At 52.3% G+C, this 17,513-nt stretch carries 16 protein-coding genes and 1 pseudogene; 10 read left to right on the forward strand and 7 right to left on the reverse strand.

What is annotated here, in order from left to right:
- Positions 1 to 33: 33 nt before the first annotated feature.
- Together GAP13_RS03565 and GAP13_RS03570 are read right to left on the reverse strand one after the other, a co-directional pair.
- Positions 34 to 2,085, reverse strand: coding sequence for a TRAP transporter permease (locus tag GAP13_RS03565; protein WP_158906260.1), 2,052 nt, complete (start codon positions 2,083 to 2,085; stop codon positions 34 to 36).
- An 88-nt stretch (positions 2,086 to 2,173) separates the two neighbouring features.
- Positions 2,174 to 3,148 carry a TAXI family TRAP transporter solute-binding subunit gene (locus GAP13_RS03570; protein WP_158906262.1) on the reverse strand — a complete coding sequence of 325 codons (975 nt, stop codon included), beginning with the start codon at positions 3,146 to 3,148 and terminating at the stop codon, positions 2,174 to 2,176.
- Positions 3,149 to 3,417: 269 nt separating this feature from the next.
- Here GAP13_RS03570 and GAP13_RS03575 point away from each other — a divergent pair, with 269 nt between their 5' ends.
- The 6 genes from GAP13_RS03575 to arfB all read left to right on the forward strand — a co-directional run bounded on the left by GAP13_RS03575 (position 3,418) and on the right by arfB (position 8,674).
- The gene (locus GAP13_RS03575) at positions 3,418 to 4,227 is read left to right on the forward strand and encodes an IclR family transcriptional regulator (protein ID WP_158906264.1); all 810 of its coding nucleotides are present in this window, start codon (positions 3,418 to 3,420) and stop codon (positions 4,225 to 4,227) included.
- Between the two features lie 10 nt (positions 4,228 to 4,237).
- Positions 4,238 to 5,236 (forward strand): sialic acid TRAP transporter substrate-binding protein SiaP, encoded by a 999-nt coding sequence (locus GAP13_RS03580; RefSeq protein ID WP_158906267.1) that lies wholly within the window; start codon positions 4,238 to 4,240, stop codon positions 5,234 to 5,236.
- Between the two features lie 122 nt (positions 5,237 to 5,358).
- Positions 5,359 to 5,856: a TRAP transporter small permease gene (locus GAP13_RS03585; RefSeq protein ID WP_158906269.1), complete on the forward strand. Its 498-nt coding sequence runs from the start codon at positions 5,359 to 5,361 to the stop codon at positions 5,854 to 5,856.
- Positions 5,853 to 7,151, forward strand: a complete 1,299-nt coding sequence (locus GAP13_RS03590) for a TRAP transporter large permease (RefSeq protein WP_158906271.1) — start codon at positions 5,853 to 5,855, stop codon at positions 7,149 to 7,151. Before GAP13_RS03585 ends, GAP13_RS03590 begins: the two co-directional genes overlap by 4 nt.
- A gap of 36 nt (positions 7,152 to 7,187) precedes the next feature.
- Positions 7,188 to 8,117 (forward strand): dihydrodipicolinate synthase family protein, encoded by a 930-nt coding sequence (locus GAP13_RS03595; protein WP_158906273.1) that lies wholly within the window; start codon positions 7,188 to 7,190, stop codon positions 8,115 to 8,117.
- 140 nt (positions 8,118 to 8,257) lie between these two features.
- Positions 8,258 to 8,674, forward strand: coding sequence for an alternative ribosome rescue aminoacyl-tRNA hydrolase ArfB (gene arfB, locus GAP13_RS03600; protein ID WP_158906275.1), 417 nt, complete (start codon positions 8,258 to 8,260; stop codon positions 8,672 to 8,674).
- Positions 8,675 to 9,033: 359 nt separating this feature from the next.
- Here the strand turns inward: arfB and GAP13_RS03610 are convergent, their stop codons facing one another.
- From GAP13_RS03610 to GAP13_RS03625, 4 genes are all read right to left on the reverse strand, one after another.
- Positions 9,034 to 9,927: a hypothetical protein gene (locus tag GAP13_RS03610; RefSeq protein WP_158906278.1), complete on the reverse strand. Its 894-nt coding sequence runs from the start codon at positions 9,925 to 9,927 to the stop codon at positions 9,034 to 9,036.
- Between the two features lie 155 nt (positions 9,928 to 10,082).
- A complete protein-coding gene (locus tag GAP13_RS03615) occupies positions 10,083 to 10,931 on the reverse strand; it encodes an SDR family oxidoreductase (protein WP_158906280.1) in 849 nt (282 codons plus the stop codon).
- Between the two features lie 209 nt (positions 10,932 to 11,140).
- A complete protein-coding gene (locus GAP13_RS03620; protein ID WP_158906282.1) occupies positions 11,141 to 11,965 on the reverse strand; it encodes an HAD family hydrolase in 825 nt (274 codons plus the stop codon).
- Positions 11,928 to 13,736, reverse strand: a complete 1,809-nt coding sequence (locus GAP13_RS03625; RefSeq protein ID WP_158906284.1) for a DUF2075 domain-containing protein — start codon at positions 13,734 to 13,736, stop codon at positions 11,928 to 11,930. Before GAP13_RS03625 ends, GAP13_RS03620 begins: the two co-directional genes overlap by 38 nt.
- Positions 13,737 to 14,070: 334 nt before the next feature.
- On the opposite strand from GAP13_RS03625, the gene GAP13_RS03630 reads away from it, so the two are divergent.
- From GAP13_RS03630 to GAP13_RS03645, 4 genes are all read left to right on the forward strand, one after another.
- Positions 14,071 to 14,505: a DUF3842 family protein gene (locus GAP13_RS03630; RefSeq protein WP_158906286.1), complete on the forward strand. Its 435-nt coding sequence runs from the start codon at positions 14,071 to 14,073 to the stop codon at positions 14,503 to 14,505.
- 205 nt (positions 14,506 to 14,710) lie between these two features.
- The gene (locus GAP13_RS03635; protein ID WP_158906288.1) at positions 14,711 to 15,481 is read left to right on the forward strand and encodes a metal ABC transporter substrate-binding protein; all 771 of its coding nucleotides are present in this window, start codon (positions 14,711 to 14,713) and stop codon (positions 15,479 to 15,481) included.
- A gap of 133 nt (positions 15,482 to 15,614) precedes the next feature.
- Complete coding sequence (locus GAP13_RS03640) at positions 15,615 to 16,286, forward strand: metal ABC transporter ATP-binding protein (protein ID WP_158906290.1); 672 nt, start codon at positions 15,615 to 15,617, stop codon at positions 16,284 to 16,286.
- Positions 16,283 to 17,101: a metal ABC transporter permease gene (locus tag GAP13_RS03645; protein WP_158906292.1), complete on the forward strand. Its 819-nt coding sequence runs from the start codon at positions 16,283 to 16,285 to the stop codon at positions 17,099 to 17,101. Before GAP13_RS03640 ends, GAP13_RS03645 begins: the two co-directional genes overlap by 4 nt.
- Positions 17,102 to 17,110: 9 nt before the next feature.
- Here the strand turns inward: GAP13_RS03645 and GAP13_RS03650 are convergent.
- Positions 17,111 to 17,513: pseudogene (locus tag GAP13_RS03650) on the reverse strand (Na/Pi cotransporter family protein); the annotation flags it as partial.

Genomic DNA, 17,513 nt, shown 5'->3' on the forward strand with positions numbered 1-17,513 from the left:
TATTTCTAAAACTCTCTATTCCTTGCCACTATTTTATTCCTTCAAGACCGCTGCCTTTTGATGCACCGCGACCACTTTCCCGCTCGCGGAGAGAATATAACACACTATCACAAGGCCTGCTGAAATAGCGACATATAGCACTTGCGGCGCCAGAGCCATCACCCCTGCGACAAGCAGAATTGCGCGCATCCACAGCGGAATCGGATGCTTGATATATCCGACCCAGAAGTATCCAAATGCGAGCACCGATATAATGCCCGTCGCAACCGCCAGGACATTTGCAATCGGAGAAGCCTGCAAAAGAAGGCCCTGATCATAGCAGAACGCAAACGGCACCACAAACGCGAGAAAGCCGAGCCGCATTGCCTGAAAGCCAATTTTGTTCGGGTTGGCGCCCGAAATCGATGCTGCTGCAAAAGCAGCCAGAGCCACAGGCGGCGTAATATTCGATATAACAGCAAAATAGAATACAAACATGTGCGCTGAAAGCGGTGGAATACCCATTTTGACAAGAATCGGCGCGCCAAGCGCCGATGCCAGGATGTAGGCTCCCGTTGTCGGCAAGCCCATACCGAGCAATATCGAAATTGCCATTATGAGCAGCAGACCCAGGAACCGATAATCCTTTGCAAAGCTGAGCACAAAACCGACCAGCTTCCCGCCGATACCGGTCAGCGCCACCGAGCCTAACACAATGCCCGCTGTTGCACAGGCAATTGCCACCAGGGGTATGCCAGAAGTTCCGCTATAGATCGCATCGAGCACATCTTTCGGCTTCATTCCATCGTTCAGGAACGTCGCAGCGACAAATCCGGCGACAAGGATCCAAAGCCCAATATTTCCTTTGATAATTGGCTCAACAAAGCGAGGAAACACAAAAGCCACCGTAATGAGTACCGAAATAACCGCACCAATGATTATCGAGAGGCGCCGCTTTGCTTGGTTCTGCGACTTTGGCTTGAAGAACGATACAAGCCACGCAAGCACAATTCCGAACACCGCCGCACGCATAGGCGTTGCTCCTGCAAGCAGGAAATACACCAGCCCCACAAGCGGGATGACCATATATGAATCTTTGAGCACATCTTTCTTTTTAGGCAATTCTTCCGCTGAAAGACCCTTGAGCCCATATTTGTGCGCCGAAAGCCGCACCATAAGGAACACAGCGCCATAGTACATAAGCGCAGGAATAATTGCTGCGATCATAACCGTGCGATACGGCAGGCCCAGAAATGAAGCCATGAGGAAGGCACCGGCTCCCATGACTGGTGGCATGAGCTGTCCCCCCGTCGAGGCCACTGCTTCCACTGCCCCAGCAAAGAAGGATGGATACCCGATTTTCTTCATTAGGGGAATGGTAAACGTCCCCGTGCCGTACACATTGGCTACCGCTGAGCCCGAAATCGAGCCAAATAGGCACGATGAGGTGACTGCAATAAGCGCGGGCCCACCAGGCTGCGTGCCGGTAAATGCCTGCGCAAAGCGCATGAAAAAATCTCCAACCCCGCTCTTTTCAAGAAAACCACCAAAAATGAGAAAAATCATAACATAGGTCGCGGATACCCCGAGCGGCGAAGAAAAAATGCCTTCGTCAGTCAGAAACACTTCTTCCACAATCTCGGGCACCGAAAACGATATGCCCTGGAAAAGCCCCGGTATTTTGGCTGCAACACCCATATACAACAAAAATACGAGCGCAATGATAGTGAGCGGCATTCCTACAATGCGCCGTGTCGCTTCGAGAAGAAGCACGACAAGCAGAATCCCGAGAACAAGCTGTGTCGTGGTAATCGGATCAACTTGCACAATTCTTGTGCTGATAGCCCAGTAATTTGCTGCGATATACGCCCCAGGCAAAAAGGATAAGCCAGCCAGAACCCAGTCGTAGAACGGCACTGCGCTGTCTTTCAGTTTTTTCGATATTGGATAGAGCACAAAGACGAGCGGCAATACCATGGACAGGTGCAAAGCGCGCTGCAGATACGCCTCAAAATTGCCAAAAATCGAGGTATATAAATGAAAAACTCCGACAGCTATAATGTACACATATATAGCAATTTTGACTTTTCCATCAAGTTTTCTCATACAATCTCCCGATGGCGGGCTGATAGAAATGCGTGGCCGTTGCGTACCGCATGCGACCACGCACCTTTTTTAAAAATTGCCTGTTTGCTTACTTTGCGCTTTTCCAAAACTGCACTGAGCCTGGATGTGCAGGAAGCCCTTCAGGGAGAGCTTCTTTGGGATTTAATTCGGAAATATCCTTTACTGCCATTGCCAGATTGTCGCGATTTGCCCACATGGACTTGTTAAGCTCATAGACGAGATTGTCAGGGAAGTCCTTGCGAATCACAATACAAGTATAATCGCCTACTGTTTTGATCGGGGTAGTGACAGATTTGTAGACGCCAGGCATCACCGTGAAGGTCGTCGTACCATATGCTGCCGCAAGCGCATCGAGCGCCTTCTGGCCAACTGGCAGAATGACAACCGGCGTATTGCTCTCTATGTTCATGACCACGCTTGCCACCTTGCCGACGGAAAACGCGAAACAATCGAGATGATTATCTGCCAGAAGATCCGCGCCGCCATCGTAGGAAGTGAATTCAAATGTCCATTTTTTCTTTTTGAGCTTATCATAATCAGTTCCGTAGCCTTTCTTGAACAGCGCCTTGATGACAAACTCGCTTGCGGTCCCCGGCTTGAGTGTTGCAAAGCGCACAGGGATATCTTTTGCGATCATGTCGTCCACGCTCTTGATGCCGTTCTTTTCTGCAAAATCCTTGCGCATTATGAAGTATGTATACTGCGTGTAGAGGTTTGCCATGATGACAGCATTCTTGACCGCCTTGCCTTCAAAATCCTCTTCTCCCGCGATTGCCGCGCCAAGAAGCGAAGCTACGGTAAATCCGAAGTCGGCTTTTTTCGCATCGACATTGAGGATATTGGAAACACCGCCGCCCGAGCTCGATGTAGTTTGGATTACATTCTTGGACCACATCTCCGAAAGCGCAGTACCAAGAGCAAACCAGTTGCCCCCTGGAGGACCGGACATGAATTTCAGCTGATCGGGCCATCCCGCCTTGGACTGGGCAGAAGCACCAACGAGAATTACGAACACCAAGAGCAAGATCATTACTCTGCGCATAAATCCCTCCCTAAAATAATAAACTCTCCAAATCATTTATCATGATACGAGTGGTATATTGATCCGTCAAGAATAAATATTCACTGTGGCTAACTAAAAATTGTGTCACGAACCTTATATATGAAGTTTTTTATCGGCCGGCCATATACAATCTTCGTGCCATTATAGTTTTCTTGACAACCTGACAGTTCTGTGCAATAATTCATATACAAGAAAGCTGTTCGTATATATGAACAACTAAAACCTTGCCTGATTCAGAAAGGTGCTCTATGGCTGAAGTGAATTCGGTGAAAAAAGCGCTCGCCATTCTCGATTTGCTCTCAGATCGCAATAGCCGCAGCCTCTCTGAAATCTCGAAAGCGCTCGCCCTGCCAAAGAGCACGGTGCATAGCCTCCTCGAAACGCTCACCCTCGCGCGCGTCCTTGAGCGGGACGTGGAATCCGGCAGCTATTCGCTTGGCATACGGCTCATCGAGCTGGGCTACTGCGCACAAACAGGGCTCGATCTTGTGCGCATTGCTGCACCTTTTCTTAAAGGCCTCAATGTTCGCTTTGATGAAACTGTTCACCTCACTGTGCTGGATAACGATGAAGTGCTCTATATCGATTGTATCGAATCGCAGCGGAGGCTGAGAACGTATTCGGTAATTGGAGTGCGCGCGCCGCTCCATTGCACATCAGTCGGCAAGGCAATTCTCGCTTTTCTGGACGATGGAGAAATCCGTCGTATCATCGCTGAGCGCGGGCTGCCTGGCTTTACTGAGAATACTATCACGACCGAAGCCCGCCTTTGGGAGGAAATCGCGCATATTCGCGACCAAGGCTATGCAATCGACGACCGAGAGCACGAAGATCATCTACGCTGTATCGGCGCTCCCATTTTCAATGCACGTGGCGAGGTGTTCGCTTCAATGAGCCTCTCCGGACCGGCAGAACGAAATACACTGGAGCGCTTGGAATCGATGGTGTCTGCGTTGCTCGAGGCGACAGGTGAAATATCACATCGCCTTGGATTCAGAAACAGGGAATTCAGCCGCGCACGCGGCGAGAATCATATCACACCCGCAAATTCTTATTAGGAGGCATTGTATGAAAAAAGCAGTATTTGCAGTGGTCGCACTGCTCATGTTGGCAAGCCCGGCAATATTCGCCCAGCAAAAGCCGGTAAAGCTTGTGTTCACCTCGGTCAGTGTGCCAGGGGACGCTCACACGCAGGCGATGTTTGTGTTCAAGGATGAGGTGGAAAAACTCTCCGGTGGGCAGATTCAAGTCGATGTCTACCATTCCGGCCAGCTCTTCACCCAGCAGGCTGAACAGGATGCCATCCGCAAAGGCACCGTGGATATGGTGTACACCTCGGCGCAGTGGCTTGCAGAGTTCATACCCTATCTTTCGATGTTCGGCGCTGCGTATACCTTCCAGAGCTACGACCAGATGACCAAGACATTCAACGGCCCCATCGGGAAAAAGATCTTTGAAGAAGTCGCACAGAAGACCGGCATCCGCCCGCTCGTCGCCTACTATCTCGGAACCCGCCAGCTCAATCTGACCGCAAAGGTCGGCCCTATCACGAGACCAGAGCAGATGAAAGGCGTCAAGCTCCGTGTACCGAACAGCCCGACCTGGATCGCGATGGGCAAAGCACTCGGTGCCAATCCCACCCCGATGGCCTTCAATGAAGTCTATATGGGCCTCAAAACAGGAGCCATCGAAGGCCAGGATAACCCGCTCCCCACCGATAAAAACGCAAAGTTCTATGAGGTAACGAAATACATTGTCTTGACAAACCATGTCGTCGATTCCACATGGCCTTCGATCAACGAGAAAAAATGGCAGAGCCTGACAAAGGAACAGCAGGGCTGGCTCATGCAGGCTGCCGAAAAGGCCCGCCAGTTCTGCGATAAGACCAACCTTGACAACGAGAAGAACATCCTCGACTTCTTCCGCCAGCAGGGCCTTACCGTAATCGAGAATCCAGATCGTGCAGCATTCGCCGCATATGCAAAGAATTCCTACCTTACCGAGAGCAAAGATATCTCGAAGGACTGGGATCTTAACCTGTACGAGGAGATTCAGAAGCTGAAATAGTTCCACACCGTTGCGGGCGCGCTCGTATCCTGCCGCCAATAGAGCATCGGATTCTATTGGCCGCACGGACGCGCCCGGCAACCCATCTTTTTGCTGTACAGCAAGAACCAAAAGGAGCCGCCATGCCGTTCTGGCTGAAAAAAACGGGAAAATTCCTTGTTGACTGCATCGAACTGTATCTTCCGATGCTCACGTTTACCGTGCTGTTTGTTTCGTTCATGTCGCAAATTGTGGCGCGGTATCTGTTCAAGCCGCTCATCTGGCCCGAGGAGTTGAGCCTCATCTGCTTTATCTGGACTGCGCTGCTGGGCGGGCTCTATGCAAAACGGACTGGCTCGCATGTGGCATTTACCATGCTGTATGACGCTGCAAAACCTGGCCTGCAGAAAGCCATGCGCATCGCGGGAAATGCGCTTCTACTCACATCTTTGATACTCATTTTTATTCCGTCCTGGAATTACATCCAGTTTATGGCGTACAAGAAGTCCGATGCCCTGCGCATCCCGATGAACTGGGCGTATTTCCCCTTCATTGTGTTTCTCGCTGACATGATCGTGCGGCTCGTGATCGATATCGTGAAAGATATCGCGGGCAAAGCCAGCGGCGGAGGCAAACCATGAACCTCGCGCTCATCGTTTTCTTTGTTTCATTTACGCTCATTTTCCTTTTGCGCATTCCTATCGCGCCGGGAATGATGATGGCTTCTGCTTTCTATTTTGCATTGTCGAAAAATCCGGCGGCCTCGCTCGACATGGTCGCCATGCAATTTCTCACCAACATGAACGCAAGCTTCATCCTGATCGCCGTGCCGCTCTTTGTGTTCATGGCAGAGATCATGAATTCGGGCAAAGTGACGAACATGATCTTCTCGTTTGCAAACGCCCTGGTCGGAAAGCGAAAAGGCGCGCTGGGGCATGTGAATGTCGTCGCTTCAATTATATTCTCCGGAATGACTGGCTCGGCTCTCGCTGATGCGTCCGGATTGGGGAGCATGGAAATCAAGGCGATGCGCGAGCAGAACTATGATGATGGCTATACATGCGCAATCACCGCTGCCAGCGCGACTATCGGTCCCATTATTCCGCCGAGCATTCCTATGGTGTTCTATTCGATGCTTTCAGGCGCGTCGATCGGCTATTTATTCTTAGGCGGTGTTCTGCCAGGGCTGCTCATCGGCGTGGGGCTCATGATCTATACCGCAATTATCGCGCGGGCCAGAAATTATCCGGAGGGACAGAGCTTGAAGCCGCTGGAATTCTGGAAACTCACGCTCCGCTCGATTCCAGCCTTGTTTTCGGTTGTTGTCCTGCTAGGCGGCATCTATACCGGAATTGTCACACCGACAGAGGCTGGTGCGCTTGCTGCATTCTATGCCTTGCTCGTCTCTGTCTTTTTATATCGGGCTTTCGGGTGGAAGGATTTCAAGCAGGTGCTGGTAAATACCGTGCGCACAACTGGCACACTTTCCCTCCTCGTAGGCAGCGCGTATGCGTTCTCGTACATCGTGACTATCGAAAAGATCCCGAATTTTGTGGCCAGCCTCATGCTCGGGCTCACGACCAACAAATATGTGATGCTACTCATCATCAATGTGGTATTTCTCGCGCTCGGCATGTTCATCGACACGATGGCGATCACGCTGGTGTTCATTCCGATCGTGCTGCCTATCATCAACCAGCTGGGAATCGATCTTGTGCATTTCGGCGTAGTGATTGTGCTCAACATGATGATCGGGCTGTCGACGCCGCCGTACGGGATGCTGCTCTATGTGGTATCGGGCATTTCGGGAACGCCGCTCAAAACGATTATCAAGGAAATCATTCCCATGATATTTGTAATTGTCGTAGTTTTATTTCTCATAACGTATATTCCTGACATAGTGCTCCTGATTCCGCGGTTGTCGGGGTATCGGTAAAGCCCCAAGAGGCGCGTGTATCAAAGAAGGTTGCATATGAATAAAACAATTCCAGACGGCGTTTGGCCGACGATGATCACACCCTATCACGAAGATGGGCGCATCGATTGGGACGCGCTCGAAAAGCTCGTGGAATGGCATATCGAGCGCCGTGTTGCAGGGCTTTTTGCCGTGTGCCAATCGAGCGAAATGTTTCACTTAAGCCTGCGCGAGCGGCTCGAACTGGCGCGAATGTCGATCAAGTTTGCAGCCGGGCGCGTGCCTGTTCTTGTCTCCGGCCATGTGGCTGATTCGCTCGATGACCAGATCGAAGAAGCAAAGATGATGGCGGACACGGGAGCCGACGCATTCATCCTTGTGACGAACAGACTTGCAAAGCGCCACGAGAGCGACGATGTTTTCAAGCGTAACCTCGAGCTTTTCCTTGACCGTTTCGATCGGGATATACTGCTCGGGTTCTATGAGTGCCCGGCGCCGTACAAGCGGCTTATCAGCCCGGAGCTCATGCGCTTTGTTGTGGGGACAGGGCGCTTTGGCTTCCTCAAAGATACGAGCTGCCGCATGGGCGATATCAAGGCAAAGCTTGAGGCGGCGCGGGGCAGCGGCTTCAAGCTCTTCAATGCGAATGCGGCGACTCTCCTTGCTTCGCTCCGGGCGGGCGCTTCGGGATATTCCGGGATCATGACGCATTTCCACTCGGATTTGTATGTGTGGCTGTGTCGAAACTGGGCTTCGCGGCCGCAGGAAGCGGAAGAGCTTCAAGATTTCCTTGGCCTGGCCTCGGTCATCGAGTATCAACTCTATCCCGTGAATGCGATGTACGCGCTGCAACTCGAAGGGCTGCCGATAACGCTTTACAGCCGCCGCGCTGATGCGCGCCAGTTCACCGAATCCATGCGCCTCGAGGTCGAGCAGATGATGCGATTGTCGCACAAGTTTTCGGAGAGGATAAGAAGCCTTGATTGAAAATCCGCAGTGGGCGACCTGGCAGAGAGCGCTGCCCGCCCCACAGAGCCAGCGGCGGGCGCTCGATCTGCTGAGCCGCCTCTGAGCCGCCAACGAATAAGTTGTAGCAGGCGATTTAGTATTTCAGGTATACTGGCATCATGAACAAGGAGCTTCTGGCCGCATCGATACTCGACAACGCCGTAATCGATTTCGCCCGTTCAAGCGGCCCGGGCGGCCAAAATGTCAACAAAGTCAATACCAAAGTCATCGCGCGCGTCCCGCTCTGCACGCTCGCGGGGCTCGATGATAAAGAAATGGAACTCGTGCGTACCCGCCTTGCCGGCAGAATTAACGCAAAAGATGAAATTGTCGTCTCGGTGCAGGAAGAGCGCAGCCAAGTGCAGAACAGAGAGCGCGCTCTCAACAAGCTCATTGCCCTCATTGTCGCTGCTGCGCGCAGGATGCCGCCCCGGATCCCCACGAAACCTACTCGCGCCTCGAAAGAAAGAAAACTCACAACCAAACGCCGCCGCGCCGCAATCAAGGGATATCGGCAGAAGCCCCAGCTGGAGTGAGCAGCAGCCTGCTAAGCGCCTGCTGACCGCGACCAGGCCGCGCGCCCGGAGGCTTTATGCGCATACACAAAGCGCCAATAATACTGATTATTCCTATATGGTTTACAATAATCCACATGTCTGTATGTTATTGTAATTGATGAAACTCGAAAGGCTCCTGCAGGCATTCGCCGGCCAGCCATACTTCGACTATCCTGCGGTACGGCTCAATTTCCAGGATGAAAGTGACCACACATCGAGGACCGCACTGAGTCGCTTTGCAAAGCGCGGCATCCTGCTTGAGCTGAAACGCGGACTCTACGCATTCTCCGCTGTTGGACAAATGAATCAGCTCCTTACCTGCGATATGCCATCCCTGATCAGGGCATTTCTTTCGTTGCCGTCAGCAGCGATGGCAGCACAAGGTCGCCATAGTAGATCGTAAAATCACCAGAAACAGTCTTCTTGCCTTTGTTCTTGAACGTGCCCGAACCCACCGCGGTCATGTCATACAGCATGTATGGCCTGAAAATGGGCAATACAGAAGCATTGAAGTTGACCGAATCGCCTTCGACGGTGCCCGCGATCGGGCCATGAAGGCTGTAGTTCCAGCCTTCACCAGACTCGCTCCAGGTTCCGACAGCGGTGCCCGCATCGAAATCGAGGATTGTATTGAATACCAGCGTCTGGGGAGTCGGGGTGGGGAACAGATAGGTCGCTACTCCTATGTAGTTCGCAATGTTTTTTCCGCCGAGCATTGGCGAGCCGATAAAATATCCGCTCTTTTCAACACCCTGCTCGAACTTCGATATGGTGCCGAAAAAGCCGCTGTCCTGCGAATACAAGCCGGCGAAGGCATACGAAACGCCGCCTTCTTGGGCTGTCGTGCCCTGCAGATACCCCGAGGCTTGGTCGTACACAAAACTTGCGATTTTATATCTCTTTGTATTGTAGAGCAATTTCCCATTCTTGATATATCCGTCTGGCGATACTGGCACAAGTGCGCGGGCAAATTTCTGCTGACCGACCATATCGAATTCAAAGAAAAAACAATCCGGGGCTATAGCCGCGGTACCGACAATTTTTTCGACAACCGGGGTTTTGTCCGGTTTGCCCTTGCTGAGCCCGCTGGCGTCTGCTGATAGCGATTTTTCCGAGCTGTTCAAATCGACCACCGTTCCCGCGGGCGCATTGATATCGCATGACGCGAGAGCAATTACCGCGAGAGCAACGATGAGCGCCAGTTTCAGCGCAATCCCGCTTTTCTTTTTCATCCTGGTTCCTCCTTGGATACCATGATTATCGGCATTATCAGGAATTATCAATAAAGTAAAATGCGTTGCACTGGCGCTCCAGGAAATTGCCTGTTTATTTCAGCTTTCTGATGTACTACGACTCGCGCGCGGGCCCAGCGTCCGCCCTTCGAACATCATTCCATTTCCGGGTATACGGAACGCTTCACAAAAGGCGCGGAGAGAAAACGTCCCATCGTTTTCAGCCCCGTGAGCCAGACAATCCTCCTGCCGTTTCTGCGGTTCTGCAGCATCTGGTCCACGAGCCAAGGGGCCACGGTTTCCACCCTGTCGGAGAGAATGTTGAAAATGCGACGAACCTTTTTCCATTCCTCGGGTTTGCCGGCATATTCGCCGATAATCAGGTCGGTGACAACCATGCCGGGACGCAGCGCTCCGACAATCACACCGCTCCCTTCCGCCTCCTTCGCCATCGAATCGGTAATGTACGCCAGCGCCCGCTTGGAAGCCCCGTACGCCGCCATGCCCCGCACAATGCTTCCATTCGAGCCGAGCCCTTCAAGGTTGTAGATCGCCCCATCGCCCTGCGCCCTCATCCCTGTCATGGCGACCTTGCACCCATACAGGGCGCCTGTGCAGTTCGTACCGAAAATGTCGCGAATCAGGTCCGGTTTGAGCTCGTCGATGTCGCTCTGCGGCTGACCGATGCCCGCATTGTTAATCCAGATATCCACCCTGCCGAAACTGGAGATCGCGTAGTCCCAGAGCGCCTGCACCTGGGCAAACTCCCTGACATCGCATTCCGTGCCCGCGACGGGGACAGCCTCCGCGCTTTTCAGCGCAGAGCCCGGCCCGGCAACCTCTGCCTTGAGCTCCTCTACAGCCCTCCGCACCACCTCGCCAATTCTCCCTGAAATGACGACACTGGCCCCCCGTTCAAGAAAACACTTGGCAAGCCCACGCCCAATGCCTCTCGTGCCGCCTGTAATGATCACAACTAGTGATTTCGAGTCCTGGATGTTCATGCGTTGCTCCTTGCATCGCGGGTATTTCGGATGACTCATTGTTGCCTCTCATTCTTGAATCAGGGTGACATGTCAACAAAATCGACACGACCGCAAAACATGTCCACATTATGGACATGAGGGTTTAAAACCATCCCTGATGAACGTTCATTTTCTACAGAGCATGATTCCCTTCATAAAGAATTTTCATCACGAACAGAACCAAAGACTTATGGCTCGTTTGCGATTTTCCCGATGATCCCCTTGACAGCAATATCGAGCAGAGAACCTTCCGAATACACTGCCGGGGCCACATACTGGACTCTGTCTTCAGCGATCAGCTTATATATTTTTGCTTGCTGGCTCAAATCATCCCACTTGAGCGGATCAAAGACCGCGATTGAATATCCCCCCTGGTATCTTGTCATTTTCATTGCCGGGATGTCGGTATCCCCATCACCTATGTAGATCATCCTCTTGAATGGATAGGGTCTCCTGTCGAGCCTGATCCAGGTATTTATCCGTTTGTTGTCGAAAAAATTGAAAATCCCTTTATTGATCCTGAAAAGGTACTGTGTTTTCGTCGTATAATTTATGGAAACGGCTGGATATGAAGCCATTCCTCGTTCATCATAAAGGTATTTGGATGCAAAAACGAACTTGAAACAAGGCGCGATGGCGCTCGCGGCGATAATTTCCCGCAATCCAGAGGAAATCACGAAATGATCGATACCGACGCCCAATTCGGCAGCGTACTTGTTGATTCTCCCGAACCATTCCACTACCCCTTCAAAGAACGGGATATTGGCGGCATAGGATCCCAGCCTGCTTTCGGTGATTTCGATGCCTCGTTCTTTCGCTTTTTCCAGCAGCAGGCACATGTACGCAAGGATTTCATCGGCATCCTGCGTTTCGGCACGCTCTTTCACCTCATTCCAGAAAGAAGCGCTTTCAATGCCCAAATCCTGCAACAGCCCATGTTCGGGCAGGCTCCCGCGAGCGAGGGTGCCGTCAAAATCATATGCTATAGCTATTCTTGTCTTCTGGTTTTCCATGCCCGCCTTCCGCCGCCCATAGAGCCGAATTGTTTTCTTCTACGAAATAGTCCGCATATTCCAGCTTACTGTCATACAATCCTTGAAGATAATCCCTCAAGTTCTTATCCCTGCAAAACACATAGCATCCCCGCATCCCTCTCGAGAGAAGTATTCGATAGATATTCTTCACGAGCGCATTGAAAGTCACAGGATCATTCTTGAGCCCTTTCTTGCCGGCTTTATCCTTGTACTCGTTCCAGACAGCCTCGACTTTTCCAGTTGCTCTGTTGTATCTCAGATCATTACCGATAATTACACCGATATAATCGAACTCGAGTCCCTGAATCGTATGGACACATCCAATCTGTTCCAGACCATTCGGGAGGATTGCCCATAATTCGCTCTTGGTTCTCTGATTCCACGGCATTGCAAAATCATATTCGGGCATGCTCACATCCAAGATCTGTGCCCTGTCATTGTTCTCCGACAAGCTCGTCCAATCCCAGGCATAGCCAGCCACAAGCCTTGCCTTGAAACCTTCATCGTTCTTTTCCTTTACGGCTTTGAACAGCTTGTTAGGCGTAGAGTAGATCCGGAAATCGAATGACTCCCTGTCCCAGGCGGTGGTTCTTGCGGAACTGTCTATCTGGAGTGCCTTCTCGACCCATGCGATAAAATCCTTTGCGCCTGCGCACCGGAACTGGGCATCGAGGCTGAATTCATGCAAGTCGGCATTGTATTTTTTCGCAATCCTTGCAATTTCATCGCTGGAACCAATGTCTTCGGGCCGAATTCTCTGTCTGTCATCCACAAAAAAGATCACAATTCTTGAAGAAGAAATGATATCTTCTATCTGGTTATCACCCTTGTAACCATAAGCCATTTCATTTTTCAGCCTGTGAGCTTCATCCACGACCAGGACATTGAATTCATTGTCCCGGCATTCCCAGAGGCTGGCCGAGCCCATGAACAGATTCTTGACTCTTACCCTCTGTCTTGGGTCATTTTTTACCAGTGTTTCCAGCATTACATTCCTGAAAGCCGCATTCGGCGCTACAAACCGCACGTTCTTTTTACCCTGAAGGAGTTTTCCGAAGACATTCAGGGCGATGACAGATTTGCCGGTTCCAGGGCCCCCTTTTACCATGACAACCGTCTTGTCCCTGGAAGACTCGCAGATGCTCATTATCGCTTCGAAAGCGACTTTCTGGTCATCGAGCAGAATAAATTCGTCGTTCCCTTTAAGAAGCCCCACGACACAATCGATCAGTTCCTTCGAGGGTCTCACTTCGCCATTTTCTATATGCTTGAGGACTTCTGTACCATTCCCCCGTCCGACCTTCGAGGCAATGTAATCCTGGAGCTTCCGGACATCATGCTTGAAGAAAATCGGTGCCTTGAGGACGGTCTCCATGTAATGCTGTTCCAGGAGTGGCTCATTCCGCTTTGGTTGGTAATTGTGAAGGTAGGCGCAGGCATGCCCTCCGATCCGATTCTGCTGAATCGAAGTATTCATGTCGACCAGGAAGGTGTTGTAAGAATATGCCTGGTACGAAGGATGCGCCACGGTCCTTTCTCCATGGCCGACAAAGGTAATGACAACATCCTTGTAGGGAGTTGCCCGTGCCTCTTGCCATTGTTTCAATTCTACAACGACAAAATTGCTCCCGCCATTTTCATCTTTTCCGGTTATAAGAAAATCGATGCGTTTATTTGTATTGGGAATATTGAATTCGATCAGAACGCCGCAATCATCCGGTATTGAACCTATCCTGATGATTGTATCCATGAACCTGAGAGAATAGGTCCAGGAATTCCTTTCCGAAGAGCCAGGATAATATCCAAATTGCCGTAAAAAGCAATTCGCTATTTTTTCATCAATTACGTTGCGTGCGACATCGTCTTTGAAGTCTCTGGCCAACCCTTTGTACACAGTCATAATTCTGATAATGATTATAGCACCAAGTAGTCGCTTTGCTTAACAAATTTTTGAAGTTCATCCTGTATTATTGTGGTAGCATGCTGCCTTGATTTTCATGAAGAAGTAGTCATCGTCTCTGAAGGCGTGTGAAGAAGGGGTCTGACCCCTTCTTTAAATTTCTGATCCATTCTATCCTTCGCTCATGGAGAAAAAGCCGATCATTGTGGTCGTCGACGGCCTTGGCGGGGGTATCGGCTCCCAGCTGTGCACGCGGGTGCGGCAGGCTTTCGGGCACGATGTCGAGATTCTGGCCCTGGGCACGAACGCTTCGGCGACCGAACAGATGATAAAAGCAGGGGCTGACCGGGGAGCCTCCGGCGAGAATGCGATACGGGTCTCAATCAATCTGGGCCAGATCATTCTCGGCCCGATCGGCATTGTTCTTCCTGATGCAATGATGGGCGAGATCACTCCGAGGATCGCCCGCGCCGTGATGCACGCAAGCAGCAAGAAGATATTGCTGCCTGTGAATCAGCCTCATTTCATACTTGCCGGCCTGCCTCCCTCTTCTCTTTCCAGATGTATCGAAGAGGCTGTCGCGCTTGTTGCTTCGGAACTTGGACTTGCGGTACACTGAAACCGCGATACTTGTATCGCTGCCCTTGCCCGAAGGCAATGGACACGCGCAGATGAATCTGCATGCCAGCGCCATGCTGGAACATACAAACCGGATGCAGCCGCGGAACGTTGCTTTCTGAAGCTGCATTGAACCCGAGGCGCTCGAAGCGCTTCCCGGTGTGCACGAAGCCCGCCATCACACTCAACTCTCAAAGGATTCTCATATGGGTATCGGCTCTTCTCATTCAAAACGAAGCCTAGTCTGGATGTTCCTCGCGCTGCTCTGCCTGTCCGCACTGCCGCTCGCGGCGCAAGACAAACCCGTGATTGCCTCTACCTCGTGGGTGCAAGCGTACGCAATTGCCGCCGGCGCGAAAAATATCGTGACAATTGCTCCCTTTGAACTCCAACATCCGCCTGAGTACGAAATCAAGCCGTCAGACTTGCTCGCGGTGCAGCATGCATCGCTCATCGTGTATTCAGGCTACGAAAAATTCGCCAAAAAGCTCGCAGAAACAGCACAAAACAGCAATCTGAGAATTCTCGCAGTGTACACCGACAATGTGCCCTCAACCATCATTGCTGAATCGAAAAAAATTGCAGAAGCCCTGGGGACGACGCAAGCACAGGAACAATGGGCGAAGTCGTTTACAGCATTCTCGGACGCCATGCGCGAGCGGGTAGCCGCCGCTCTGCCCGACAAGCGCGTGGTTGTGCAGGCGTACATGAAAACCTTCGCGCTTTGGCTCGGGCTCGATGTCGTGGGAACATTCGGCCCCGGCGAGCCTTCGCCTGCGGTTGTTCTCGATCTGATAAAGAAAAAACCTGTCATGGTGCTGGACAATTATCACAACCCAGGCGGCAAGGCCCTGGCTGAAAGCCTCGGTGTGCCGCATGTGCTCCTCATCAATTTCCCGGGCAAGGACGGTACCCGTACCATCGAGGATGTATTCCTTTACAATGAAAAAGCCATTCTGAGCCAGATCGGAAAATAGAGCCGCCACGCGCATGCTGGATGATACATCGATGCCTGGAGATATGCCCACGCCCGGAGATATGCGCCCAGCTAATCCCCCGCTTCTGTCAGCGAAAAATCTTTCGATTGGATATAAGCGGTCGGAGCCGGTCGTGCGAAATATCTGTATCGATCTTACGGCACGAACACAGAGGCGTACTGTCATTGGCTTTGTCGGCCCCAACGGCGCCGGCAAGACGACGCTCCTCAAAACCTGCCTCGGGCTTCTGCCTCCGCTTGATGGCGAGCTTCGCCTTCTGGGCGTGGATACACGGACAGCAGCGTTTGCACAGACGCGCAAGAAGCTCGCATATATTCCCCAGAACCGGCCGGAAGGAAATTCCGGCCAGCTGCGCATTTCGGTGCGGGAGGCTGTATCGTTCGGCAGGCTGGGCAAATTAGGCTTGACAGGCCGTTTTGGCCGCCTAGACCGCGAGGTTGTGGAGGCGGCCATTGCCTATTGCGGACTTGAGGACCTTGCCGACAAAGCAGTCCAAGACCTGTCGGGCGGGCAGTTCCAGCGTGTGTCGATCGCGCGCGCCATGGCAGCCGAGCCTGCGCTCTATCTCTTTGACGAACCAGGTTCCTACCTCGATGAAGAAGGTCAGGAAGCCATGCGCACGCTCATTCATTCAATCGCAAAATCGGGCGTTCCTCTGATTCTCGTCACGCATGACCGGAGACTGGTGAAATTATGCGATGCCGTCATCGTGTTCCGGAAGGGAACTGCACAGCTCCTGGATACCAGCGCCTTCCTTGCGGAAACGAGAGGGCACGAAATATGATGGAACTGCTCCATATCCCTGCCTTCAGCCGAGCGATCATCGCGCTGTTCGCGAGCGGGCTGGCATTCCCCCTGCTGGGCATCTACATATTTTCGCTGGAGCTGATTCCCGCCCGCTTCGGCGTCATGCACCTGTCGCTGCTCGGCGCAACGGTAGGCCTCATTCTCGGGGTCGATCCTGTTCTCTTCGCGATGCTGTTCTCCGTTGCCGCGGGGTTTGCCATTTCAGGCCTCAGCGTGCGGAGATCCGGAGGGACTTCCGGCGGGGCGATGGCACTGTTGATGACCGCCAGCCTCGGCATTGTGTTCATTCTGTTCTACAAAACCAACATTCACGCCATAGAAGCCTTCAACCTTTTCTGGGGCAATGTTCTCGCCCTCGATAAAACAGAAGTCCTTCTTGTCGTGATCGTTTCGGCATTGATTTTGGCGGGAACGGCGCGCTTTCTCAGGCCCATTTCGGCGGTGTTATTCGACAGGGAAACGGCATTCGCCTTCGGCTTCCCTTCGACAGTTGTCTACACGGCGATACTGGTTGTCGTATGCGCCGGCATCGGGCTTGGCATGCGGATCACGGGAGCGCTCATGGTGGACGCGGTTACCCTGCTGCCGGCCCTCGCCGCACAATCGCTCAAACTGAATTTCAAGCCGACCATGCTGCTCGCCTCGCTCTTCGGCGTGTGCATCAACCTGGCAGGCTTCGCGCTCGCAGTCATCTTCGACCTGCCTACAAGCCCGGCCATCATCGTCGTGGGCACTGTCTGCGTCCTTGCCTGCCGGCTGGCCGCGCGCAGAAATTTAAAAAAAGGGGTCTGACCCCGTTTTTTAAATTCTCTCCAGCTCGCCCGCAACGGCGTAGAGGCAGTCGCCAATCTTTTCGAAGTGCCTCACGAGATCGATATAGAGCAGTTCAGTCCTGGCGTCCGCCCCGGCATTGAGCCGCTTTCTCGCCATTTTCTTGAGTTCCTTCTTAAAGCTGTCGATCTGGTCCTCGATCTCGCCTGCCTTGCCGAACTCGGTGGCATCGAGCCCCCTGTCGAGATTCGATGTTATGAAATCGAAGAATTGCTTCACAGCCTCGCCATATGGCTTAAGCGACAGCGCTGCCTCTTCGTCAAACTTGAGGTCCCGCCTCGACTTTTTCACCATGAGCTCAGCGATCGAAAAACACTCATCCGAAGCGCTCTCGAGCTCGGCCACAATCTGCATCTTGCCCAGCACCCGCGCC

Source organism: Rectinema subterraneum, from assembly GCA_009768935.1.
In the GTDB taxonomy this organism is placed as follows: Bacteria; Spirochaetota; Spirochaetia; order Treponematales; family Rectinemataceae; genus Rectinema; species Rectinema subterraneum.